We start from the raw sequence: 22,738 nt of genomic DNA on the forward strand, positions 1-22,738 counted from the left end.
GGTCATCACCCTCGAAGTTTCTGTTTTTGGAACCGCTCCCGTCGCGGGAGGGGCGAGTATATACCACCGTGCCGGGCTTCAGCCCTGACTCAAGTTTCATTGATCGGAACTCGTATTGACAAACAGAACCCCATGTTAATATGTGCCATATGCCGCGGCAGGCGCCCCGTCGGTCGCCGCCATGGCCATCGCACATTCGCAGGAGGTTCGACCCATGATCCATACCCGCAGCGGCGCCGAGGCCATCGCCCAACGCCGCGCCGTCATTTCCCCCGGGACGGGCAGGCAGCACTGGGGCACGGTCTATTTCGGGCCGCGCTCGTCCAACGCCCACGCGCCCGGCCCGCAGGCCACGCTGTCCGAGCTCAACGCCCACGAAACCATCGTCCCGCACTTCCACGGCGTGTCCATGTTCCAGCTGTTCCTGGCGGGCTCGGGCGAGATCGGCAACCGCGGCCAGAAGCTCTTGCCGCTCACCGTCCAGTTCAAGGACCATCACACCGCATACGGCCCGATCACGGCCGGCCCCTACGGCCTGACTTTCGTGGCGCTGCGCATATTCACCGGCAATTCCGAGCCCGTGTACATCGACAAGCCGGGTTTTCGCGAACGGCTCAAGCCCAGCAAGCGCCGCAACCTGACGACGGACCCGATCGGCTTTTCGATCGAACCCGTCATGCAGTCCCGCACGGAAGTCCAGTGGGACACGGTGCTCAAGGGCGACGACGAAATGCAGGCTCAGGTGGTCCGCCTGGGCGGCGGCATGAAGGCGATCGGGCCCGACCCGTCGGCTTCGGGCGGCTATTACGTCTTCGTGGGCAACGGCAGCCTGATCCACGACGGCCAGGAACTCGGCCTGTGGTCCATGGTGGTGGTGGAGAACGACGAACCGGAATTCGTCATCCAGGCCGGCGAAAAAGGCGCCGAGGTCCTGATACTGCAGTACCCGCGCAGCGATCTCGAATGACGGCGGCGGGGCGCCATGCCAGAAGCCGGACGGATCGAATGCGATGTGGCGGTGATCGGCGCCGGGGTTGCCGGCATGATCGCCGCCGTGCGCGCGGCGCAGGGCGGACTGCGCACGGTGGTGCTGGAAAAACTCGAAGAAGACCGCTACGTCTGCAACTCGCGGCTGACCGCCGGCGTCTGGCATTGCTGCGCCACCGACATCCCGGCCGATCCCGGCCTGCTGTATCGAAGATCATGGAAACGACCGCCGCCACCGCGCGCCCCGACCTGGCACAGGCGGTCGCCCGCGACGGGCCGCGGGCAGTGCGCTGGATGCAGTCGGTGGGCGTCCGCTTCATCAAGGGTCCCCTATAGCTACCAGAGCTTCGTCCTGGCCCCGCCTTCGGTCACCCCGCAGGGATGCGAATGGAAAGGCCGCGGCGGCGACGTCATGCTGCGCGCCCTCGAAGCGGAACTGAAGCGCCTGGGCGGGCAGCGCGACCGGCGGGCTGGAGGGAGGCCGCCAGGCGGGTACGTGGGCGGGCTGGCGAAGGCGAGCGTGACGGCGCTGCGGGCGGCCGAGCACATCGTCGCGCACCGGCCGCCGCAGTGGGCGTGAAGGCGGACAACTACATGGACATCAACGGAGACAGCTATGCATACCGCAGGACTTCCGGAGCTGCGCATTTTGGCCGGCGCGGCGCTGCTCGTCGTGTCGGGCCAGGCCGTATCGGCCGGCGATGCCGCATCGCAGGCGGCCGCCAATTATCCTGACAAGCCCATCCGCATCATCGCGCCGTCGTCGCCCGGCGGCGGCATCGACGTGCTGGCGCGGCTGCTGGGCGCCAGGATCACCGAAAGCTGGGGCAAGTCCGTAGTGGTCGACAACCGGCCGGGGGCCAGCGGCATCATCGGCACGCAGGCCGTGGCGCAGGCCGCGCCCGACGGCTACACGATCCTGCTGGTGGCGGGCGGCTATACGCTCAACCCGAGCCTGTACAAGAAACTGCCCTACGACACCATGAATGACTTCGAACGCGTGTCGCTGCTGGCCTGCGCGCCCAATATGCTGGTGGTGGCCAACTCGGTGCCCGCGAAGTCGGTCCAGGAACTGGTGGCCTACGCCAAGGCGCATCCCGACAGCCTCACCTACGCCTCGTCCGGCATCGGCACGACCAGCTATCTGTCGGCCGCGCTGTTCCAGCAGCGGGCCGGCATCAAGATGGTCCACATTCCGTACAAGGGCGCCGGCGAATCCAACAAGGCGATGGTGGCGGGCGAGGTCAACCTGATCTTCTCGGCGCCGCATGAAATGATCCCGTATGCCCGCGACGGCCGCGTCCGCCCGCTGGCCGTCACGTCGGCGCAGCGGCTGCCGCTGGTGGCCGACATTCCGACCGTGGCCGAATCGGGCTTCCCCGGCTTCGACGTCAATACCTGCTACGGCGTGCTGGTTCCGGCCAAGACGCCGCGCCCCATCGTCGACAAGCTCAGCGCCAAGTTCGTCGAACTGCTGCGCACGCCCGAAGTCCGCAGCCAGCTCGAAGGGCTGAGCTTCGCCCTCATCGGCAGCACGCCGGAAGAATTCACCAAGTGGGCGCGCAAAGACATGGCGCGCTGGCCGAAGGAGCTGAGCGCGGCCGGCATCCAGCCTCAGTAAAATAAAAAGCCGCAAACCCGGGACGCCGCGGATCCGGCTCCGCCGGTCCGCCAGCGTCGCCCCTTGAGGGGTGCGCGAAGCGCGTAGGGGTGGGCTACATGCTGCGCAGCCGCTCCACCACGTGCCTGTTCACCAGGATGCCCTGCCGGCGGCGGATTTCGCGTTCGCGGAATCCGCGCTCGGAAGGAATGCGGATCTCGGGCACGCCCGGCTGGCGCGGCAAGTTTCTGATCTTCCCCAGCAATTCCTCCAGTTCGTCCGTGAACCGCTCGCGCGGCATCAGCAGTTCGGGATCGAAGGCGAGGAATAGCGAACCGAAGTCACTGACCTCGCCATTGCGAAAGCGGGAGCCCGCGAGCAGCCCCATGGCCTGGATCGCCACCGAGATGCCGTAGCCCTTGTGCCCGCCGAACGGAAACACGCCGCCCTCCTTCAGCTCGCTGGCCACGCGCGTGGGCACGCCCTTGCCGTCAATGCCGACAATCTCCTCGAACGACTCGCCGAGGAAGGCCTTCAGCATGATTTCGCCCGTCATCACCGAGCCGGTTCCCATGTCGAAGATGAAGGGATTGTCCTTGCCCGGCAGCGCGATCGCCAGCGGATTGGTGCCCAGGATCTTCCTGGCGGCGCCCGGCGGCACCACCGTGGGCGTGCTGCTGCCGAAGTAGACGACGGCATGGCCCGCGCGGGCGATCCTCTCCAGATAGTAGGCATTGCGGCCGGCGAACCAGCTGTTGCGCAGGCCGACCACGGCCACGCCCGACTGGCGGACCTTGTCGAGGACCACGTCCACCGCCTTCGGGATCGACACGTAGCCGACATGGTTGCCTCCGTCCAGCAAGGCCGAGACCGGCGTCTCCTTGACGATGGAGACCGGCTGGCGCGGCTTCTTCAGCTCGGGCCGGTCGGCGATGACCAGGATGCGGGGCAGGCCGGCGAACTCGTAGCCCCAGGTGGTGGCGTCCACCAGGTGCGTGGCCACCATCGCGGCCTCTTCCGGCGTGTAGCCGAGCTTGCGCAGCGCCGCCTCCCCGAGGGCGCGCGCTTCGTCCACGCTCAGTCTGACGGTATCGGCGGTGTCTTGGTCGAGCAGGGTATCGTTCATGGGATCCGGGGAGGGTTGCGGTAGAAGGATGGGCGCCGCGGCGGTCGGCCGGCGGCAGACGGCATGAGGCTCATTGCCGCTCCCGCGCCTCAGGCCAGCCAGGGCATGTCGGCGTGGCGTCTGGCCTCGAAGGCCTCGATCGCGCCGATGTGCTGCATCACCAGGCCGATGTCGTCCAGACCCTTGAGCAGCCGCTCCTTGTAGGCCGGGTCGATCTCGAAGCGCCAGCTGCGGCCCGAGGGCGCGGTGACGGTCTGCGCCGGCAGGTCGATGGCGACCGCGGCGCCCGGCCGTTCGTGCAGTTCGCGGCGCAGCGCCTGGCAGTCGTCCTCGGGCAGGATCACCGGCAGCATGCCGTTCTGCAGCTCGTTGGCGTAATGGATGTCGCCGAACGAGGGCGCGATCACGCTGCGGATGCCGCGATCGGCCAGCACGTACACCGCCGCCTCGCGCGAGGAGCCGCAGCCGAAATTGGCGCCGGCCACCAGCACCTGCGCCGCGCGGTAAGGCGCCTGGTTGAGCACGAATTCGGGCCGTTCGGCGCCGTCGGCGTCGAAGCGGATGTCGTGGAAGGCCAGGTCGGCGTAGCCGGGATCGCCGCGGTGCTTGCGCAGGAAACGAGCGGGAATGATCTTGTCGGTATCGATGTTGGCCATGTCCAGCGGCGCGGCCACGGCGGTCAGGGTGGTGAAGGGTTGCATGGCGGCCTCCTATCGCCCGGCCATCAGCTTGCGCACGTCGGTCAGGCGGCCGGTCACGGCGGCGGCGGCGGCCATCGCCGGGCTGACCAGATGGGTGCGCGAACCGGCGCCCTGGCGGCCCTCGAAATTGCGGTTGGAAGTCGAGGCGCAGCGTTCGCCGGCGGGCACCTGGTCGCCGTTCATCGCGGCGCAGCCGGAACAGCCCGAGGCGCGCCATTCGAAGCCGGCCGCCTTGAAGATGCGGTCCAGCCCCTCGGCTTCGGCCTGGCGCTTGACGGCGGTGGAGCCGGGCGACACCCAGGCCGGGATGACGATCTTGCGGCCCTTGAGCACCTGGGCCGCGGCGCGCAGGTCTTCGATGCGGCCGTTGGTGCAGGTGCCGATGAAGGCGCGGTCGATGCGGATCTGCTCGACCGGCGTGCCCGGCGCCAGGTCCATGTAGCGCAGCGCCTGTTCCATGTGGGCGCGCCGGTCGGCGTCGGGCGCCTGCCGCGGGTCGGGCACCGCGGCGTCGATGGGCACGGCTTCTTCCGGGCTCGTGCCCCAGGTGACCATGGGCGCGATGGCTGCGCCGTCGAGCACGACTTCGCGGTCGAAGCGCGCGCCGTCGTCGCTGGGCAGCCGGCGCCACATCGCTACCGCGCGGTCCCAGTCGGCGCCTTTCGGCGCATGGCGCCGGCCGTACAGATAGTCGTAGGTGGCGTCGTCGGGCGCCACCAGCCCGGCGCGCGCGCCGGCCTCGATGGACATATTGCACACCGTCAGCCGCCCCTCCATGGACAGCGAACGGATCGCCGAACCGGCGTACTCGATGGTGTGGCCCGTGGCGCCCGCGGTGCCGATGCGGGCGATGATCGCCAGCACCACGTCCTTGGCCGACACGCCCGGCGCGAGCGCGCCTTCCACCGCGATGCGCAGGGTCCTGGGCTTCTTCTGCCAGATGGTCTGGGTGGCCATCACCAGCCGCAGCTGCGACTGGCCGATGCCGAAGGCATAGGCCCCGAGCGCGCCGTGGGTGGACGTATGCGAATCGCCGCAGGTGATGAGCAGGCCCGGCTGGGTAAGGCCCAGTTCGGGCCCGATGACGTGCACGATGCCCTGGTCGGGATCGTCCAGGCCGAAATGCCGGATGCCGTGCCGCGCGGTATTGGCGTCGAGCAGCTGGATCATCTCGCGCATTTCTGGATCGGGCACCGCGGCGATGCCCTGCTCGCGGTTCAGCGTGGGCGCATAGTGATCGGCCACCGCGAAGGTCTGGCGCGGCTTGCGCACCGCCAGGCCGCCCGCCTGCAGCGCGGCGAAGGCGTGGAAGGAACCCTCGTGGATGAAATTGCGGTCCACGTGCAGCAGCGCGTCGCCGCCGGCGCCCGTGACGATGACGTGCGCGTCCCAGATCTTTTCGAACATCGTGCGCGGTGCGCTCATGCTGTACTGCCTCGTATCGTTCGGAAAAAAGGGGCGCGCGGGCTGGTGCGGACGCTGGCGGGCCCCGGCTATTCCGGGCGCAGGTTCGCCCGCTTGACCACGGGGCCCCATTTGGCGAGCTCGCTATCGACCCACTGCGTGAACCGCTCGGGCCCGCCGCCCTCGATGTCGTAGCCGTTCTCGGCCAGGCCCTTGCGCACCTGCGGATCCTGCATGGCCTTGTTGAAGGCGGCATTGAGCCTGGCGATCACGTCTTTCGGAGTGCCGGCCGGCACCATCACGCCGTTCCAGGAACTGACCTCGTAGCCGGGCACGCCCGCCTCGGCGATGGTGGGCACCTCGGGCAGCACGTCGGTACGCTTGGCGCTGGTCACGCCGATCGCGCGCAGCTTGTCGCCCTTGAGCTGCGGCGCTGCCACCACCGGCACCATGAACAAGGCATCCACCTGCCCGCCCAGCACGGCGTTCATGGCCGGTCCGCCGCCACGATAGGGAACGTGCAGCAGGTTGGCGCCGGTCATCGAGGCGAACAGCACGCCGGCCAGGTGGTTGATCGAACCCGGCCCCGAGGAGCCGAAGGTAAGCTGCCGCGTCTTGGCCAGCGCGATGAATTCCTTGACGTTCTTCACCGGCAGGTTGGCGTTGACCACCAGCGTCAGCGGCACCTTGGCCAGGAAGATGACCGATTCGAAATCGCTCTGCTTCCATTGCGTGTCGGGATAGACGAAGGGGTTGATGGCCAGCGTGCCCGAATAGCCGAAAGTGATGGTGTAGCCGTCGGCCGGCGCCGTGGCGCCGATCTGCGTGCCGATGTTGCCCGCCGCGCCGCCGCGGTTGTCGATCACGATAGGCTGGCCGAGGATCTCGCCCGCCTTGGTGTTGATGATGCGTGCCATCAGGTCGGCGCCGCCGCCCGGCGGCCATGGCACCACCCAGCGGATCGGCCGGTTCGGGTAGCCCTCGGCCGCGGCAGGCCGCATGGCGGTGCCGGCCGCGGCGGCGAGCGCCGCACAGGCCAGCCCGTGCAGCATGGTCCGTTTCTGCATGATGTCTCCTCCAACCTCGTACTGTCTGTGCAGCAATGGGTGGGGCCGGGAGGGGAACGGCGCCCATGCCCGGCGGCATGGGCCGATGGTATCATCGGTTCCATTCTTCAAGCAATGTTCCACTGATCGAAACCAAAGATGATGCCCATGCTCTTGCATGACAAAACGGCAGTCATCACCGGCAACCCCTACGGCATCGGCCGCGCGACCGCCCGGCTGTTCGCCGCCGAAGGCGCCAAGGTGGTCTGCATCGACGATTCGGACGAGGGCTGGACGCCCGCCGGCGGCGAGGCCCGGGACACACCGCGCTTGTTCGCCGACGTATCGGATGCCGGGCAGGTGGCGGCCATCGTGCCGCGGTGCGAGCGCATCCTGGGGCAGGTCGACATCCTGTTCAACCTGGCCGGCCGGGCCGAGGGGCAGCGTTTCGAAACCACCACCCTCGAAACCTGGCAACGCATGGTCGGCCGCAACCTGACGGCGGCCTTCGTCTGTTCGCAGGCCTTCCTGCCGCTGATGAAGCGGCGCCCCGGCGGGGCCATCATCCATCACGGCTCGATCGACGGCATCCTGGGCAATCCCGCGCTGGCGGCCTATTCCGCGGCCAAGGGCGGGCTGGTCGCGCTGACCCACGTCATGGCGCACGACCTCGCGCCGTACGGCATCCGGGTCAATTGCATCTCCACCGGCGCCATCCGCGACGGCGTCGCCCGCCCCAAGGACGCCGGCCTGGTCGGCCTCACGCCAGCCGGCCGCACCGGCACGCCCGACGACGTGGCGCGGGTGGCGCTCTTCCTGGCCAGCGAGTGGTCCGCCTACGTCAACGGCGCGAACATCGTGGTCGACGGCGGGCGGACCGGCATCACGCAGGGATGCTACGGCAGCTGAGCCGCCACGGCCGACTGCGGCTCAGCCGCCTTCGTCCTGGCGCGCCAGGTCGGCCTCGATCGACTGCACGGCCTCTTTCAGGCAGCGTACCGCCATGTCCTGCCAGCCTTTGCTGAAGCGCGACGCCAGCGTCGAGATGCTCAGCCCGAGGGCGGGCGTGGCGTCGGGATAGCGCGCCGCCACCCCCACCGCCATCACGCGCGGCGTGTCGAGCGCCTTGTTGACGGCGAAGCCGCGGCGGCGCGTGGCCGCCACGTTGGCGCGCAGCACGCTGGCGGAAAACGACGGGTCTTTCTTGCGGGTGCGCTCCACATTGACCTGCGCCACGCGCCGTATCTCGTCGTCGGGCAGCGCGCTGAGCAGGGCCAGCCCGCCGGCGCCGACGTTCAGCGGCCGATGCAGGCCGACCTCGATCATGTGCACCTTGAGCGGGAAGGCGCCTTCGGCGCGGGCCACGCACACGCCGTCGAAGCCCGAGCGCACCGTCATGAACACCGTATCGCCGGTATACCTCGCAAGCGACTTCATGTAGGGATGGACGATGTCGCGCAGCGCCGCCTTGGGTGCGGCCGCCAGGCCCATTTCGTAGATCAGCGGGCCCAGGTAGTAACGCTTGCTCTGCCTGTCTTGCCGCACCACCTGTTCGGCCAGCATGCCTTGCAGGATACGGTGCACCGTGGGCCGCTCCAGCCCCGAGCGCGTGTACAGGTCGACCAGCCGGCTGCCCAGGCTGTTGTTCTTGGTGATGATGCGCAGCAGCGTGAAAGCGCGCTGCACGGTTTGCGTACCGGCCGCCGCGTTGGCCGCGGGCGCGTCGCCGCCTGGCCTCATGGTCGTCTCCTTCTTTATTGCGCCTGATCCGCATCATCGCTCCGGGGCCGCGCAGGCACAAGCAAGTATCTCGATATGTGGACTATTTGCCGTCACACGCCCCACCCCCGTTCGTAGAATTCGCCACAACGACGAATGGAGACGACCTTGCTGCAGACCGCAGGCCCGCACTTGCTCAGGGACGCCCGCGACGGCGTCCTGCTGCTGACCTTCAACCGGCCCGAGCGCCGCAATGCCTTCAGCATCGAACTGTACGAAGACCTGCGCGGCGCGCTGCAGGAAGCGGCCGCCGCGCCGGCGATCGGCGCGGTGGTGCTGACCGGCGCCGGCGGCTCATTCAGCGCGGGCGGCGACGTCGCCCGCATGGCCGGCAGCGCGGCCGCGCCGCTGCCGCGCGAGGAACGCATCGCCGCGCTGCGGCGCCGCACGCAGATATCCGAATTGCTGCACACGATGGACAAGCCCTGCATCGCCATGATCCGCGGCTTCGCGGTGGGCGCCGCGCTGTCGATCGCGATGGCCTGCGACCTGCGCATCGCCGACGACACGGCCCGGCTGCGGACCGGCTTCGTCAACATGGGCCTGTCGGGCGACTACGGCGGGCATTACTTCCTGCCGCGCCTGGTCGGCATGGCCAAGGCGCGCGAGCTGTACCTGACCTCGCCGCTGCTCGACGCGCAGGCCGCGCTGCAGATCGGCCTGCTGAACCAGGTGGTGGCGCCGGAGGCGCTGCAAGACACGGTGATGACGATCGCCTCGCGGCTGGCCAACGGGCCGCGCACCGCCATCGCCTGCATGAAGCGCAACCTGAACGACGGGCTGCGCGCGCCGCTGTCCGACCTGCTCGACATCGAGGCGCGGCGCCACGCGCTGTGCACCGGTACCGCCGACCACCGCGAGGCCGCGCAAGCCTACGTGGAAAAACGCCCGCCCCGCTTTTCGGCCTTCGCCGAAGACCTGGGCGATGCCTGACAACCATAACGATGCCGGCCGCGGCGCAACGGCGCCGCGTGCCGGCCGGAGAAGCCACCCATGAGCAAGAAACTGTGTGAAGGCCGCGTCGCCATCGTCACCGGCGCCGCGCGCGGCATCGGCCGCGAACACGCGCTGGCCCTGGCCGCGCACGGCGCGCGCGTGGTCGTCAACGACCTCGGCACCGGCCGCGACGGCCACGGCCGCGACCTGTCGGCCGCCGAGGAAGTGGTGGACGAGATCCGCCGCGCCGGCGGCGAAGCCGTTGCCAACGGCGACGACGTGAGCGACTGGGAAGGCGCCGCCCGCCTGGTCTCCAGCACGGTCGAGCACTTCGGCGCGCTGCACGCGCTGGTCAACAACGCGGGCATCCTGCGCGACCGGATGCTGGTCAATATGGAAGAGAGCGAGTGGGACGCCGTCATCCGCGTGCACCTGAAGGGCAGCTTCGCGCCGATGCGCCATGCCGCCGCCTACTGGCGCAACCTGCAGAAGCAGACCGGCGAACCGGCCGGCGGCCGCATCATCAATACTTCGTCATCGTCCGGCGTGTACGGCAACATCGGCCAGGCCAACTACGGCGCGGCCAAGGCGGGCATCGCCGGGCTGACCATCATCGCCGCGCGCGAACTCAAGCGCTACGGCGTCACCGTCAACGCGCTGTGCCCGCACGCGCAGACCCGCATGACCGAAAGCATCCGCGAGCGCACGCCGGAAGAGATCGAGGCCCGGCACCCGCGCTGGATCTCGCCGGTGGTGGTGTGGCTGGCCAGCGCGCACAGCGGCGACGTCACCGGCCGCATGTTCGAGGTGGGCGGCGGCATTCTGTCGGCGATGGAAGGCTGGCACCGCGGCCCCAGCGCCGAGCCGGTCGACGACCCCGAACGCATCGGCCCCATCCTGCAGGACCTGGCGCGCCGCGCGCGGCGCAACGCCGACATGAAAGGCAAGGACCTGGACTGAGCCGGAGCCCGCGATGATAGAAGTCGACACCCACCAGGACCTGCGCCCCTACGTCGGCCGCAAGCTGGGCACCAGCGGCTGGCTGACGGTGGACCAGGCGCGCATCGACGCCTTCGCCGCCGTGTCGGGCGACCACAACTGGATCCACGTGGACGTGGAACGCGCGCAAAAGGAAATGCCGGGCGGCAAGACCATCGCCCACGGCATGCTGACCCTGTCGCTGCTGGCCTGGCTGGGCGCCGGCACCTACCGCGTCCGCCGGCGCACGCGCGCGATCAACTACGGTTCGAACAAGGTCCGCTTCACCGCGCCGGTGCCCAGCGGCTCGCGCATCCGGCTGCACCGCTCGCTGCTGGCCTACGACCCGGTCGAAGGCGGCGCGCGCCTGACCTTCGACAACCGTGTCGAGATCGAAGGCGTGGAGCGCCCGGCGCTGTATGCCGAAACGATCTCCATCGTCTATTCCGGAGAAGAACAATGAACGCGCCCGCGGCATCGCATCCGCCGTCCCCTCACGCGGTCTACCTCGGCCACCTGAAAGAGGGCCGGCTGGCCTACCAGTTCAGCCTGGCGGCCGGCAGGCCGGTGTTCTTCCCGCGCGTGGCCTGCCCGTACACCGGCTCGACCGCGCTGGAGTGGCGCATCAGCAAAGGCCTGGGCACGGTCTACAGCAGCTCCGTCCTGTATCCGCGCGACGGCGAGCCTTACAACGTCGCGCTGGTCGACTGCGACGAGGGCTTCCGCCTGATGACGCGGATCGAACGGATTCCGCCGCAGGACGTGGCCATCGGCATGCGCGTGCGGTTCGCCGTGTGCGCGGCGGACGCCGAAGAACCCTGCCCCGTCTTCATTCCCATGGACGCATCATGAATCGCACCGGCATCGTTGAACGCGGCTCGACCGCGATCGTGGGCGCGGCGGAGTCCGAACTGGGCGAGGTCGGCCCCGGCTACTCGCCCATCGACCTGATGGCGCAGGGCGTGGTGCGGGCGCTGGACGACTGCGGCCTGGCGCTGGGCGACGTCGACGGCCTGTTCTGCGCCAGCACGCAGGCGCGGCTGGCGGGCGTCGCACTGGCCGAGTACCTGCGGCTGCCGACGGCCTACATCGACTCCACCTCGACCGGCGGCTCGTCCTTCCTCGGCCACCTGGCCAAGGCGCGGCACGCGATCGCCGCCGGCGCCTGCGAGGTGGCGGTGATCGCCTACGGCAGCACGCAGCGCTCGCTGGGCCGCAAGAACACCAGCCCCACCGAACGCAATCCCTACGAGGCGCCGTTCAAGCCCTTCCTGCCGCCCACCGCCTATGCGCTGGCCGCCGCGCGCCACATGCACGAGTTCGGCACCACGCGCGAACAGTTGGCCGAGGTAGCCGTTGCCGCGCGCCAATGGGCGCTGCTCAACCCCGTGGCGTGGGAGAAAAAGCCGCTGACGGTGGAAGAAGTGCTCGATGCGCGGATGATCAGCCACCCGCTGACCATCCGCGACTGCTGCCTGGTGACCGACGGCGGCGGTGCCGTCGTGGTCACCTCGGCCCAGCGCGCCCGGCACCTGAAGAAGCCGCCGGTATACGTGCTCGGAGCCGGGCACGCGACCACCCACCAGAGCATCTCCAGCATGCCCGACCTGACGACCACCGGCGCCCGCCAGTCGGGCGAGATCGCCTACGCCCAGGCCGGCATTGCGCCGGCCGACGTCGACGTCATCGAGGTCTACGACGCTTTCACCATCAACACCATCCTGTTCCTGGAAGACCTGGGCTTCTGCAAGAAGGGCGAAGGCGGCGCCTTCGTCGGCGGCGGCCGCATCGCGCCGGGCGGCGCGGTGCCGGTGAACACCAACGGCGGCGGGCTTTCGTACTGCCATCCGGGCATGTACGGCATCTTCCTGCTGATCGAGGCGGTACGCCAGCTGCGCGGCGAATGCGGGCCGCGCCAGGTGCGCGATGCCGAGATCGCGGTAGCGCACGGCAACGGCGGCGTGCTGTCGTCGCAGGCCACCGTGGTGCTGGGCGGCCCCTCCACCGTATGACCCTAGACAGAAACCCATACAGAAACCAATAGGACTGCACATGGACTTCAGATTGAGCGAACAGCAACGGATGTTCGTCAGCTCCGTCGAGGATTTCGCCCGCCGCGAACTGGCCGACGGCGCGCTGGCCCGCGCCCACGAGCCCAAGTTCCCCCACTCGCTGGCCGAGAAGATGGCGGCCGCCGGCCTGCTGGGCATCACCATCCCGCAAGAGCACGGCGGCCTGGGCGGCACGCTGATGGACGCGGTGCTGGCGATCGAGAGCATCGCCCGCTTCTGCCCGCGCAGCGCCGACGTGATCCAGGAAGGCAATTTCGGCGCCGTGCGCGTGCTGGCGCAGTTCTCCGACGACGACCAGAAGGCGCGCTACCTGGCGCCGGTGCTGGCCGGGCGGGAGATCATCGCGGTGGCGATGACCGAACCCGACGCCGGCTCGGCCGTGACCGACCTGCGCACCACCGCCACGCCCGACGGCGACGGCTTCCGCATCAACGGTTCCAAGGTCTTCCCCAACCCGCACGCCGACATTTACCTGGTGTACGTGCGCTACGCCCCCGGCCTGAACGGCATCGGCTCGGTGCTGCTGCGCCGCACGGCGCCCGGCTTCTCGATCGGCAAGACGTCGACCTTCATGTCGGGCGCCCACTGGGCCCCGCTGTTCTTCGACAACGTCTACGTGCCGCGCGAAGACGTGCTGCTTCCCGAGGGCGGGTTCAAGAAGCAGATCAGCGGCTTCAACGTGGAGCGCATCGGCAACGCCGCCCGCTCGCTGGCCTACGGCCAGTACTGCTTCGACCTGGCGCGCGACTACGCGTTGCAGCGCAATCAGTTCGGCCGTCCGCTGTGCGAGTTCCAGGGCCTGCAATGGAAGTTCGCCGAGATGAAGGTCAAGCTCGAAGCCTCGCGCATGCTGCTGTACCGCGCGGCCACCAATGCCGACGACGGCTTCCCCTCGGGCGACGAGACCTCGCTGGCCAAGCTGCTGTGCAACCAGACCGGCTTCGAGGTGGCCAACGAGGCGATGCAGGTGATGGGCGGGCTGGGCTACACGCAGGAAACGCTGGTCGAGTACTGCCTGCGCCGCAGCCGCGGCTGGATGATCGCCGGCGGCTCGATCGAGATGATGAAAAACCGGCTGGCCGAGACCATCTTCGGCCGGCGCTTCTCGCAGCGGCCGCCCAGGGCCGCCGAATGACGGCGGCCGCGCGCGCCGCATGCCCACACCGGAGACAAGCAAGGTGACTGATACCCCATCGCAGCGCGGCGCCTCCGCGGCGCCCGACGCCGGCCTGGCGCAGGCCTTCCTGCGCCCGCGAGCGATCGCGCTGATCGGCGCTTCCGGCGACCCGAAGAAGCTGACCTCGCGCCCGCATCGCTTCCTGCGCGCGGCCGGCTACGCGGGCCGCATCCTGCCCATCAACCCGGGCCGCGACGAGGTGCTCGGCGACAAGGCCTACCGGCGCGTGGCCGACGCGCCGGGGCCGGTGGACCACGCTTTCATCATGGTCGGCGCGCGCGACGTGCCGGACGCCATCGACCAGTGCGTGGAGGCCGGCGTCAAGGTGGCCACCCTGTTCAGCGCCGGCTTCGCCGAAACGGGCGAGGCCGGCGCCGCCCTGCAGCGCGACATCGTGCAGCGGGCGCGCGACGGCGGCCTGCGGCTGCTCGGCCCGAACTGCCTGGGCCTGATCAACGTGAGCGACGCCATCCCGCTGACCGCCAATGCCGTGGTCGAGCAGGAGACGCTGATACGCGGGCCGCTGAGCGTGGTCTCGCAGAGCGGCAGCATGCTGGGCACGCTGCTGACGCGGGCGCAGGCGCGCGGGCTGGGCTTTTCCAAGCTGGTGTCGGTCGGCAACGAGGCCGACCTGGCGGTGGGCGACATCGCCGGCATGCTGGTCGACGACGCCGACACCGGCGCCATCCTGCTGTTCCTGGAAACCTTCCGCGACGCCGATCGGCTGGCGGCCGCCGCGCGCCGCGCCTTCGACGCCGGCAAGCCGGTCCTCGTCTACAAGCTCGGCCGGTCCGCGGTCGGGCGCGAGATCGCCAACAGCCATACGGGCGCCATCGTCGGCGCCGACGACGTGGCCAACGCCTTCTTCCGCGACCACGGCATGATCCGGGTCGACACGCTCGAAGGGCTGATCGAGGCGCCGCAACTGGTGCGCGGCCACCGGCCGCCCGCCAACCGGCAGGTGGGCGCGATCAGCGGCACCGGCGGCGTGGCGGCGATGGTGGTCGACCGGCTGGGCGCGCTCGGCAGCCGGGTGGTGGGGCCGCCCGAGCCGCTGCGCGCCCGCCTGCGCGAAAAAGGCATCGACATCTCGGCCGCGCCGCTGACCGACATCCCGATGGGCGGCAGCGAAGGCGGCCGCTATTCGGCCATCCTGTCCGAGCTGCTGGCCTCGGACCACTGCGGCGCGGTGGTGTCGGTGATCGGCTCCAGCGCGCGCACCAATCCGCAGGTCATCGTCGACCGCGTGCTCAACGCCTCGCCGCTCGACGGGAAGCCGCTGGCCGTGTTCCTCGGCCCCAAGGCGGAGGCCGGCCTGGCGCTGCTGCAGCAGCACGGCGTGGCCGCGTTCAACACGCCGGAGTCGTGCGCCGATGCCGTGCACGCCTACCTGAGCTGGCACGCGCCGGCCCGCCGCGACGCGGCCACGACGGAGCTGCCGCCGGCCGCGCGCGAACTGCTGCCGCAACTGCCCGCGGGCGCGCTCAACGAGCGCGACGCCGCGCGGCTGTTCGCCGCCTGCGGCGTACCGATGGCTCCCAACGCGCTGCTGCGCGCCGCCGGCCAGCGGCCGCCATTCGCCGGCCCCTACGCGGTCAAGATCCTGTCGGCCGCGATCCCGCACAAGACGGACGCCGGCCTGGTGGCGCTGAACGTGAGCGAGGACCGCCTCGACGGCGTGGTGGACGACATGCTGGAACGCGCCGTCCGCCAGTTCCCCGGCGCCGCCATCGACGGCGTGCTGGCGCAGCCGATGGTCAAGGGCCTGGCCGAAGTCATCGTCGGTTTCCGGCGCGACCACGAAGTCGGGCCGATCGTGATGCTGGCCATGGGCGGCATCACGGCGGAGCTGGGACGCAGCCGGTCGGTGCGCATCGCGCCGGTCGACCTCGCCACCGCGCGCGAAATGATCGACGAAGTCCCCGAGCTGGCCGTCCTCAAGGGCTGGCGCAACCGCCCGGCGGGCGACAGCGAAGCGCTGGCGCGCGCCATCCGCGCCATGTCCCTGCTGGCGAATGCCGATGGCAAAACCATAACCGAAGCGGAAATCAATCCGCTGATAATCATGGAGACAGACAATGGAGTCCACGCAGTCGACAGTTTGGCATTCATCGCGTAGCGGCCGCGGCGCGCTGCGGCGGGCCCTCGGCGCGACGCTGCTGTGCGCCGCCGCCGCAGCGGCATCCCAGGCATGGGCAGCGCCCGGCGACGGCGCCGGCGATTATCCCAACCGGCCGGTACGGCTGATCTCGCCGTTCTCGCCCGGCGGCGGCACCGACACCGTCGCCCGCCGCCTGGCCCAGCAACTCTCCAAGGTGCTGGGCCAGACGGTGGTGGTGGAGAACAAGCCGGGCGCCGAAGGCGCCATCGGCACCCAGTACGTGGCCCAGGCCGAACCCGACGGCTACACCCTGCTGCTGGGCAACTTCGGCACCTTCGCCGTGCTGCCCTTCATCAGCAAGGTGCCGTACGACCCGATCAAGAGCTTTACCGGCGTGAGCCAGACGACGGCCTCGTCCACCGTGCTGGTGGCCTCGAAGAAGCTGCCCGTCAATTCCGTGCGCGACCTCGTCGCGCTGGCCAAAAAGCAGCCGGGCAAGCTCAACTACGGCGCCAGCTCGTCGTCGCCCATGATCGTCATGGAGCTGTTCAAGCAGATGACCGATACCGACATGGTCCAGATCCCGTACAAGGGCACCGGGCCGGCGCTGGTGGCAATGCTGGCCGGCGAGGTCGACGTCATGTTCGGCGGCGCGATCAACACCATCCCCTCGGTCAAGCAGGGGCAGCTGAAGGCGCTGGCGGTGGCCGGTGGCCGCCGCACCGCCGCGCTGCCCGAGGTGCCCACCATCGCCGAGGCCGGCGTGCCGGGCTTCAAGGCCGAGAGCTGGAACGGCGTCATGGCGCCGGCCGGCACGCCGGCCCCCATCGTCCACAAGCTGAGCCAGGCCATCGCCCAGGCGATGAGCGCGCCCGACATCCGCGAAGCGGTGGCGGCCGACGGCGCCGAGCCGGTCACCAGCACGCCCGAGGAATTCGACGCCTTCATCCGCGCCGAGGCCAGGCGCTGGAAGCAGGTGGTCGACAAGGCCAATCTGGCAGGCAAGCAATGAACGCCCCCATCGATGCCTCGGCCGCCGAGGAACTGCACGGCGCCAGCCGCCGCCTGGCCGCCTTCGTGGCCGGCCTGCGCTTCGACGATCTGCCGGCCGGCACCGTGCACGCCGCCAAGCGCGCCCTGCTGGACTACGTGTCGTGCGCGGTGGCCGGTTCGGCCATGCCGGTGTCGCGCGCCCTGGCCGACTACTTCGAGCAGGAAGACGCCAGCCGGCACGCCAGCGTGATCGGCAGCGGCCTGAGGCTGTCGGCGCCCAACGCCGCGCTGCTCAACGGCGCCAACACGCACGGGCTGGATTTCGACGACGGCCACACGCAGGGCTCGGCCCACCCGGCCGGCGCCGTGTTCCCGGCCGTGCTGGCGGCCGCCCAGCGGCACGGCGCCGCGCCGCGCGAGATCCTCGCGGCCGCGGCCGCGGGCTACGACGTCATGCTGCGGATCGCCGCCACTGTCCATCCGTCGTCGGCACGGCGCGGCTACCACAACACCGCCATCGCCGGCGTGTTCGGCGCCGCGGCCGGCGCCGCCTCGATCCTGCGGCTGGACGCCGAGGCCACGCTGAACGCGCTCGGCCTGGCCGGCAGCTTCGCCGGCGGCATCCGCGAATACCTGGAGGAAGGCGCCGAGATCAAGCGCCTGCATCCGGGCAAGGCGGCGCGCGACGGCCTGCTGTGCGCCGAGCTGGCGCGGCGCGGCATCACCGGCCCCACGCGCGTGCTGGAAGGCAGGCTGGGTTTCCTCAACGTGTTCGGCAACGGCCAGATCCGCCCCGCCGCGCTGCTGCAAGACCTGGGCCGCCGCCACGCCATCGCCGAGGTCTACTTCAAGCCCTACCCCTGCTGCCGCCATTACCACGCCGTGCTCGACGGCATCCGCCAACTGCACGCCGAGCACGACTTCGGCACGCAGGACGTGGAGCGCGCCGAGGTGGGCCTGTACGCCGTCGGCGCGCTGGGCCACGACCACCAGCACTGCGAAACCCTGCTGGAAGCGCAGATGAGCGCGCCCTGCGCGGCGGCGATGGCGATCGCCGACGGCGACGTGACCGCGCCGATGTTCCTGCCCGACAACCTCGCGCGCGCCGACCTGGCCGATCTGATGCGGCGGATCTACACCGTGGTCGACCCGGAATGCGAACGGATCTATCCGGGCGTGCGGTCGGGCGCCGTCACCCTCGCGCTCAAGGACGGCCGCAGCCTGCACGCGCGCATCGTCGAGCCCAAGGGCGAACGCGCCAACCCGCTCACCGATGCCGACCTGGAGCACAAGTTCCGCGCCAACTGCGAGCCGCTGATCGGCGCGGCGCGCGGCGCGGAGCTGCTGCAGGCGATATGGGGCTTCGAGCGCCTGGACGACGCGGGCGCGCTTTACCGGTGGTAGGCCGCGCGGCGCGGCGCCGATCCCGGCGGGCCCGGCCGCCACACCTCATCAAAACGATATGGAGGAAAAGACACCATGACCGCCTTGCAACACCCAACACGTCCGTCCCGCCGCGCGGCGGCCGGCCGCCTGACCGCCGCCCTGTGCGCTGCCGCCGCCCTGGCCGCGCTGCCGGCCGCCCGCGCCGCCGACGCTGCGGCCGGTTATCCTGACAAGCCGGTGCGCTTCGTGCTGCCTTATCCGGCCGGCGGCCCGACCGACATCCTGGGCCGCATCCTGGCGCAGAAGCTGTCCGAACGCTGGGGCCAGCCGGTCGTGGTCGTCAACCGCGGGGGCGGCGGCGGCACCATCGGCGCCGCCTACGCGGCCGGCGCGCCGGCCGACGGCTACACGCTGTTCCTGGGCGGCATCTCCACGCTGGCCATCAATCCCTTCATCCAGAAAAGCATCAGCTACGACCCCGTGAAGGATTTCAGGCCGGTCTCGATCGCCACCCGGCAGCCCGAGATCCTGGTGGTCGCGCCATCGTTCCAGGCGCAGACCTTGAAAGACTTCATCGCCTACGCGCGCGCCAATCCGGGCAAAGTCAACTTCGCCACCTCCGGCATCGCCACCTCGGGCCATCTGGGCGGCGAACTGTTCAACCAGTTCATGAACGTCAAGCTTGTCCATATCCCGTACATCGGCGCCGGCGGCGCGCTGAACGCCGTGATGTCGGGCGAGGTGCAATCGGCTTTCGCCACCGTGCTGGGCACCGTGCCGCTGATCAAGAGCGGCCGCCTGCGCGCGCTGGCCATCACCGGCCAGACCCGCTCGCCCGCCCTGCCCGACGTGCCCACTTTCGCCGAACAGGGCTTCGGCGACTACGACGCCACCGCGTTCAACGGCGTGCTGGTGCCGGCCGGCACGCCGGAGGCCATCGTGCGCAAGATCAACGCCGATCTCGTGGCCGTGCTGGCCGATCCCGAAGTGGTGCAGAAACTGTCGGCCGACGGCACGCTGGTGCGGTCGTCGAGCCCGGATGAATTCGCGGCGTTGATCAAGGCCGAGCAGGCGAAGTGGGAGCAGGTGATCCGGCAGGGCAACATCAGGATCGATTGACGGCCCGCGGCGGCCTGCGCCGGCCCGCCTGCGCGCGGGCCCCGGCGCCGCAGAACTCGCGCCGCGCATCGGCCAGGATCCGCTGCGCCAGCGACGCTCGGGGCCCGCCGTCGTCCCACACCACGCCGACTCTGCGCACCGGCGCGCGGTTCGGCAGCGGCACCCGCACGATACCCAGGTCGCCGCTCCACATCGGCGCCCAGTCCGGCAGCAAAGCCACGCCGATCCCTTCTCCCACCAGCGCCGCCACCGCCATCATGCCGTCGATTTCCAGGCGCTGGCGCGGGCGGATGCCGTTGTCGCGCAGGTAGCGGTCCGCCAGTTGCCCCCCCCCCCAGCACCGAACGATCGAAGCGGATGAAGGGCCGGGTGCGCGGCAGTTCGTGCGCGTCGCGGCCGCCCAGCGCGGCGGGCGCCACCACCACCAGCGGCTCCTCGACGAACGACTGCCATTTGCAGGTCTTGCCCAGCGAGAACTGCGGCTCGACGACGATCGCCGCGTCCAGCGCGCCTGCGCCGACCTTGCGGCACAGATCCACCGACGTGCCCGGCATCACGAATACCCGCTGCTGCGGATTCGCGCCGATGACGTCGTCCTGCCTCGACTTCAAGGACTGCACGGCATCGCCCAATTCACGAGCCGGAATCGCCGCGAATTTGGGCGTGTCGAGAAAACATTCGACATCCTGGATGCGGAAGAGCGGCGTCAGGTCGACCGGCAGCGGGACGGCGGGAAAGGTATCGCGGCGGCGCAGGGGAACCACCACGCGCGTAGCCAGCGCCGCAAGATGGTCGCTTTGCGCGTCCAGCAGGAATGGCGTGGCCGCGGCATGCGCGCCGCGGTTGCGAAAGACGTCGAAGCGGGCCATCAAAAGCTCCGCCACGATTCCAGCGGCAAGCCGTCTTCCTCCACGGAGCGGTTATAGGCCTCGATGAAAGCGGCATGGTCGGCCGACCAGCGCCTGGACTTCTCGGCCTGGATGACCTCGCGCAGGAGCTGGTCGCAGGTTTGGGAAATATTGAGGCCCAGCGCCTTGGCGTCGTCGTAGACGTCTGCCGATAGCGAGATGTTGGTGGCCCGCTTGGCGGGTTTCGCGCTCACATCGACCATGCACCACCCCTGAGCACAGATTGCATGCGCATTATATATGCGCATCGCTTCTCCATTCCCAACAGGACATGCCGCACTCCGCGCCGGACTGCGCCTTTCATCGCCTTGACATTCGCCCATGCGGTAATCCAAGCCCTCGGCCCTTGCGGCGCGCGCCGCGGCTTGGGCCATCTATCCCCGCTTTCATCCACCCAACGACAGAGCCCCCTATGGACCGCCGCGAATTCCTGAAATGGAGCAGCTTCCTGACTGTTTCCGTCGCCAGCTCCACCCTCCTGACCGCCTGTGGCGGCGACGACGACACCGCGCCGCCCACGGACGGCGGCGGCAATGATGGCGGCGGCGATGCCGGCGGCCCGGATCTGGGCTTCTCGCTGGGCGTGGCCTCGGGCGATCCGCGGCCGGACAGCGTCATTCTGTGGACCCGGGTCGACGGCGCCGGCGGCGATCCGGTCAAGGTGGGCGTGCAAGTAGCCACCGACGATCAGTTCAAGTCGCTGGTGGTCGACACCACGGTGGACGCCATCGTCGACTGGGACTACACCGTGCGCCACAAGGTGACCGGACTGCAGCCCGCCACGGTCTACTACTATCGCTTCGTCGCCGGTTCGGCCGCCAGCGCCGCCGGCCGCACCAAGACCGCGCCGGCCGCCGATGCCGACATCTCGCAGCTGAAGTTCGCCTTCGTCTCCTGCCAGGACTGGAACGCCAACCACTGGGCTGCGTTCTCGGAACTGCAGAAGGAAGAACTCGATTTCGTCGTGCACCTGGGCGACTACATCTACGAATCGATCGGCGCGCCCAACGCCGACGATCCGCGGCACACGCCCATCGCGCTGCCCGACGGCACCGAGCGCGACGACGGCTCGGTCTACGCGACCTCGCTGGCCGACTACCGCACGCTGTACAAGACCTACCGCTCCGACCCGCGCCTGCAGTCGCTGCACGCCAGCGCGCCGCTGATCGCGATCTGGGACGACCACGAATTCTCCGACGATGCGTGGCAGGGCCACCAGACCTACGACGCCGACGACTCGGCCCACATGACCGCGCGCCGCCGCAACGCCAACCAGGCCTGGTTCGAGTTCATGCCGGCCGACGTCGAGCTGCACCCCGAGAATCCCGCGTTCGACAGCATCCGGATCTACCGCTCGTTCGTATTCGGCAAGCTGGCCACGCTGGTGATGACCGACGAACGGCTGTACCGGGCCGACCACGTCATCCCCGAGATCGCGGCCGGCGGCATGGCCGGCAGCCGCTACCTCGTCAACGAAACGCTCCTGGCGCAGGCCGAACAGGCCAAGATGAACGCCGCCGGCGGCGCGCTGACGCCGGTCTCGATGCTGGGCGATACCCAGCGCGGCTGGTGGCGGGAGCAGATGCAGGGCGCCACCACGACCTGGAAACTGTGGGGCAACGAGGTGTCGCTGCTGCGCATGCAGGTGGACGGCCTGGACGCCGTGGCCCGGCTGCTGTTCGCCGGCCTGGTCGCCGGCAATCCGGCCCTGGCCCCGATGCAGGATGCATTGCTGACGCAGATCAAGCTCGACCTGGCCGACATCCAGACCGGCGGCCTGCCCGGCACCTTCGGCCACCTGACCGGCGCCCTGGGCCTGACCGGCGGCGACGCCGAAGCGCTGGCCGCCCAGCTGAACGCCGGCGTGCAGCAGGTGCCGCCCACCATGCTGGGCACCGTCCTGTTCGACGCCGACCAATGGGACGGCTACAACGCCGAGCGCAAGAACCTGATGGCGTTCCTGAAGGCGCAAGGCATCCAGAACGTGGTCGCGCTGACCGGCGACATCCACGCCTTCTTCGCCGGCGCGGTGATGGACGACTTCGATGCCGGCGAACCGCAGCCGGTGATGGTGGACCTGGTGACCGCCGGAATTTCCAGCACGTCGCTGTTCAGCTATTACAAGAGCTTCGTGGATGCCACCGCCAGCCTGGCGCCGTTGGCATCGCTGGTCTACGACGGCGACGACAACAGGCTCGACGGCACGATGACGGGCTACAACCCGTGGCTCAGGCATGCAGACACCGACGCGCAAGGCTATGCGGTGGTCACCCTCACCCCTGCCGCGCTGAACTGCGTCTTCACCAGAATGAAGAAGTCGCAGGACGGCCAGGTGCCGTCGCCGGCGGTGGACGGCACCACGCAACTGGTGGTGCGCGCCGGCACGCCCGAGGTCGAAAAGACGCCTGGCTGACGAGCCCGGTGT

The 22,738-nt window shown here is 69.7% G+C and carries 22 protein-coding genes and 1 pseudogene; 15 read left to right on the top strand and 8 right to left on the bottom strand.

Translation table 11 applies throughout. The features are described 5' to 3' along the window. Positions 1-214: 214 nt before the first annotated feature. From ABD927_RS11260 to ABD927_RS11270, 3 genes are read left to right on the top strand one after another with little or no spacing between them, the layout of a single operon-like run. Entirely contained in the window at positions 215-967 is a 753-nt protein-coding gene (locus ABD927_RS11260) for a hypothetical protein (protein ID WP_345249357.1), read from the top strand. Positions 968-982: 15 nt separating this feature from the next. Then, positions 983-1,567: an FAD-binding protein gene (locus tag ABD927_RS11265; RefSeq protein ID WP_345249359.1), complete on the top strand. Its 585-nt coding sequence runs from the start codon at positions 983-985 to the stop codon at positions 1,565-1,567. A 36-nt stretch (positions 1,568-1,603) separates the two neighbouring features. Next, positions 1,604-2,608, top strand: coding sequence for a tripartite tricarboxylate transporter substrate binding protein (locus ABD927_RS11270; protein WP_345249361.1), 1,005 nt, complete (start codon positions 1,604-1,606; stop codon positions 2,606-2,608). 94 nt (positions 2,609-2,702) lie between these two features. Here the strand turns inward: ABD927_RS11270 and ABD927_RS11275 are convergent, their stop codons facing one another. From ABD927_RS11275 to ABD927_RS11290, 4 genes are all read right to left on the bottom strand, one after another. Next, entirely contained in the window at positions 2,703-3,713 is a 1,011-nt protein-coding gene (locus ABD927_RS11275; protein ID WP_345249363.1) for an Ldh family oxidoreductase, read from the bottom strand. Positions 3,714-3,802: 89 nt separating this feature from the next. Then, positions 3,803-4,414, bottom strand: coding sequence for a 3-isopropylmalate dehydratase small subunit (leuD, locus tag ABD927_RS11280; RefSeq protein ID WP_345249365.1), 612 nt, complete (start codon positions 4,412-4,414; stop codon positions 3,803-3,805). 9 nt (positions 4,415-4,423) lie between these two features. Then, positions 4,424-5,839, bottom strand: coding sequence for a 3-isopropylmalate dehydratase large subunit (gene leuC, locus ABD927_RS11285; protein WP_345249367.1), 1,416 nt, complete (start codon positions 5,837-5,839; stop codon positions 4,424-4,426). A 68-nt stretch (positions 5,840-5,907) separates the two neighbouring features. Further along, positions 5,908-6,885, bottom strand: coding sequence for a Bug family tripartite tricarboxylate transporter substrate binding protein (locus ABD927_RS11290; RefSeq protein ID WP_345249369.1), 978 nt, complete (start codon positions 6,883-6,885; stop codon positions 5,908-5,910). Positions 6,886-7,032: 147 nt separating this feature from the next. On the opposite strand from ABD927_RS11290, the gene ABD927_RS11295 reads away from it, so the two are divergent. Continuing rightward, positions 7,033-7,773 carry an SDR family NAD(P)-dependent oxidoreductase gene (locus ABD927_RS11295; RefSeq protein ID WP_345249371.1) on the top strand — a complete coding sequence of 247 codons (741 nt, stop codon included), beginning with the start codon at positions 7,033-7,035 and terminating at the stop codon, positions 7,771-7,773. 21 nt (positions 7,774-7,794) lie between these two features. Here ABD927_RS11295 and ABD927_RS11300 read toward each other — a convergent pair whose 3' ends face one another. Further along, positions 7,795-8,604, bottom strand: a complete 810-nt coding sequence (locus ABD927_RS11300; protein WP_345249373.1) for an IclR family transcriptional regulator — start codon at positions 8,602-8,604, stop codon at positions 7,795-7,797. A 147-nt stretch (positions 8,605-8,751) separates the two neighbouring features. Here ABD927_RS11300 and ABD927_RS11305 point away from each other — a divergent pair, with 147 nt between their 5' ends. The 10 genes from ABD927_RS11305 to ABD927_RS11350 all read left to right on the top strand — a co-directional run bounded on the left by ABD927_RS11305 (position 8,752) and on the right by ABD927_RS11350 (position 19,405). Beyond that, a complete protein-coding gene (locus tag ABD927_RS11305; protein WP_345249375.1) occupies positions 8,752-9,576 on the top strand; it encodes an enoyl-CoA hydratase-related protein in 825 nt (274 codons plus the stop codon). Positions 9,577-9,636: 60 nt separating this feature from the next. Continuing rightward, positions 9,637-10,539 carry an SDR family oxidoreductase gene (locus tag ABD927_RS11310; protein WP_345249377.1) on the top strand — a complete coding sequence of 301 codons (903 nt, stop codon included), beginning with the start codon at positions 9,637-9,639 and terminating at the stop codon, positions 10,537-10,539. 13 nt (positions 10,540-10,552) lie between these two features. Further along, the gene (locus tag ABD927_RS11315) at positions 10,553-11,020 is read left to right on the top strand and encodes a MaoC family dehydratase (RefSeq protein WP_345249379.1); all 468 of its coding nucleotides are present in this window, start codon (positions 10,553-10,555) and stop codon (positions 11,018-11,020) included. After that, positions 11,017-11,409, top strand: a complete 393-nt coding sequence (locus ABD927_RS11320) for a Zn-ribbon domain-containing OB-fold protein (RefSeq protein ID WP_345249381.1) — start codon at positions 11,017-11,019, stop codon at positions 11,407-11,409. Before ABD927_RS11315 ends, ABD927_RS11320 begins: the two co-directional genes overlap by 4 nt. Beyond that, positions 11,406-12,569 carry a thiolase gene (locus ABD927_RS11325; RefSeq protein WP_345249383.1) on the top strand — a complete coding sequence of 388 codons (1,164 nt, stop codon included), beginning with the start codon at positions 11,406-11,408 and terminating at the stop codon, positions 12,567-12,569. Before ABD927_RS11320 ends, ABD927_RS11325 begins: the two co-directional genes overlap by 4 nt. A 40-nt stretch (positions 12,570-12,609) precedes the next feature. Next, positions 12,610-13,764, top strand: coding sequence for an acyl-CoA dehydrogenase family protein (locus tag ABD927_RS11330; RefSeq protein WP_345249385.1), 1,155 nt, complete (start codon positions 12,610-12,612; stop codon positions 13,762-13,764). 43 nt (positions 13,765-13,807) lie between these two features. Next, positions 13,808-15,925, top strand: coding sequence for an acetate--CoA ligase family protein (locus ABD927_RS11335; RefSeq protein ID WP_345249387.1), 2,118 nt, complete (start codon positions 13,808-13,810; stop codon positions 15,923-15,925). Beyond that, positions 15,885-16,919, top strand: coding sequence for a Bug family tripartite tricarboxylate transporter substrate binding protein (locus ABD927_RS11340; protein ID WP_345249389.1), 1,035 nt, complete (start codon positions 15,885-15,887; stop codon positions 16,917-16,919). Before ABD927_RS11335 ends, ABD927_RS11340 begins: the two co-directional genes overlap by 41 nt. Then, complete coding sequence (locus ABD927_RS11345) at positions 16,916-18,304, top strand: MmgE/PrpD family protein (protein ID WP_345249391.1); 1,389 nt, start codon at positions 16,916-16,918, stop codon at positions 18,302-18,304. Before ABD927_RS11340 ends, ABD927_RS11345 begins: the two co-directional genes overlap by 4 nt. A 75-nt stretch (positions 18,305-18,379) precedes the next feature. Further along, a complete protein-coding gene (locus ABD927_RS11350) occupies positions 18,380-19,405 on the top strand; it encodes a Bug family tripartite tricarboxylate transporter substrate binding protein (protein ID WP_345249393.1) in 1,026 nt (341 codons plus the stop codon). Here the strand turns inward: ABD927_RS11350 and ABD927_RS11355 are convergent. From ABD927_RS11355 to ABD927_RS11365, 3 genes and pseudogenes are all read right to left on the bottom strand, one after another. Continuing rightward, a complete protein-coding gene (locus ABD927_RS11355; protein ID WP_345249507.1) occupies positions 19,392-19,940 on the bottom strand; it encodes a LysR substrate-binding domain-containing protein in 549 nt (182 codons plus the stop codon). The genes ABD927_RS11350 and ABD927_RS11355 overlap by 14 nt on opposite strands. A 103-nt stretch (positions 19,941-20,043) precedes the next feature. Next, positions 20,044-20,274 (bottom strand): annotated as a pseudogene (locus ABD927_RS11360) (CcdB family protein); the annotation flags it as partial. Continuing rightward, entirely contained in the window at positions 20,274-20,507 is a 234-nt protein-coding gene (locus tag ABD927_RS11365) for a type II toxin-antitoxin system CcdA family antitoxin (protein WP_425570240.1), read from the bottom strand. The pseudogene ABD927_RS11360 and the gene ABD927_RS11365, both read right to left, overlap by 1 nt. A 218-nt stretch (positions 20,508-20,725) precedes the next feature. Here ABD927_RS11365 and ABD927_RS11370 point away from each other — a divergent pair, with 218 nt between their 5' ends. Further along, positions 20,726-22,726, top strand: a complete 2,001-nt coding sequence (locus tag ABD927_RS11370; protein ID WP_345249397.1) for an alkaline phosphatase D family protein — start codon at positions 20,726-20,728, stop codon at positions 22,724-22,726. Positions 22,727-22,738: the final 12 nt, after the last annotated feature.

Source organism: Pigmentiphaga soli, from assembly GCF_039541095.1.
Taxonomy (GTDB): domain Bacteria; phylum Pseudomonadota; class Gammaproteobacteria; order Burkholderiales; family Burkholderiaceae_B; genus Pigmentiphaga; species Pigmentiphaga soli.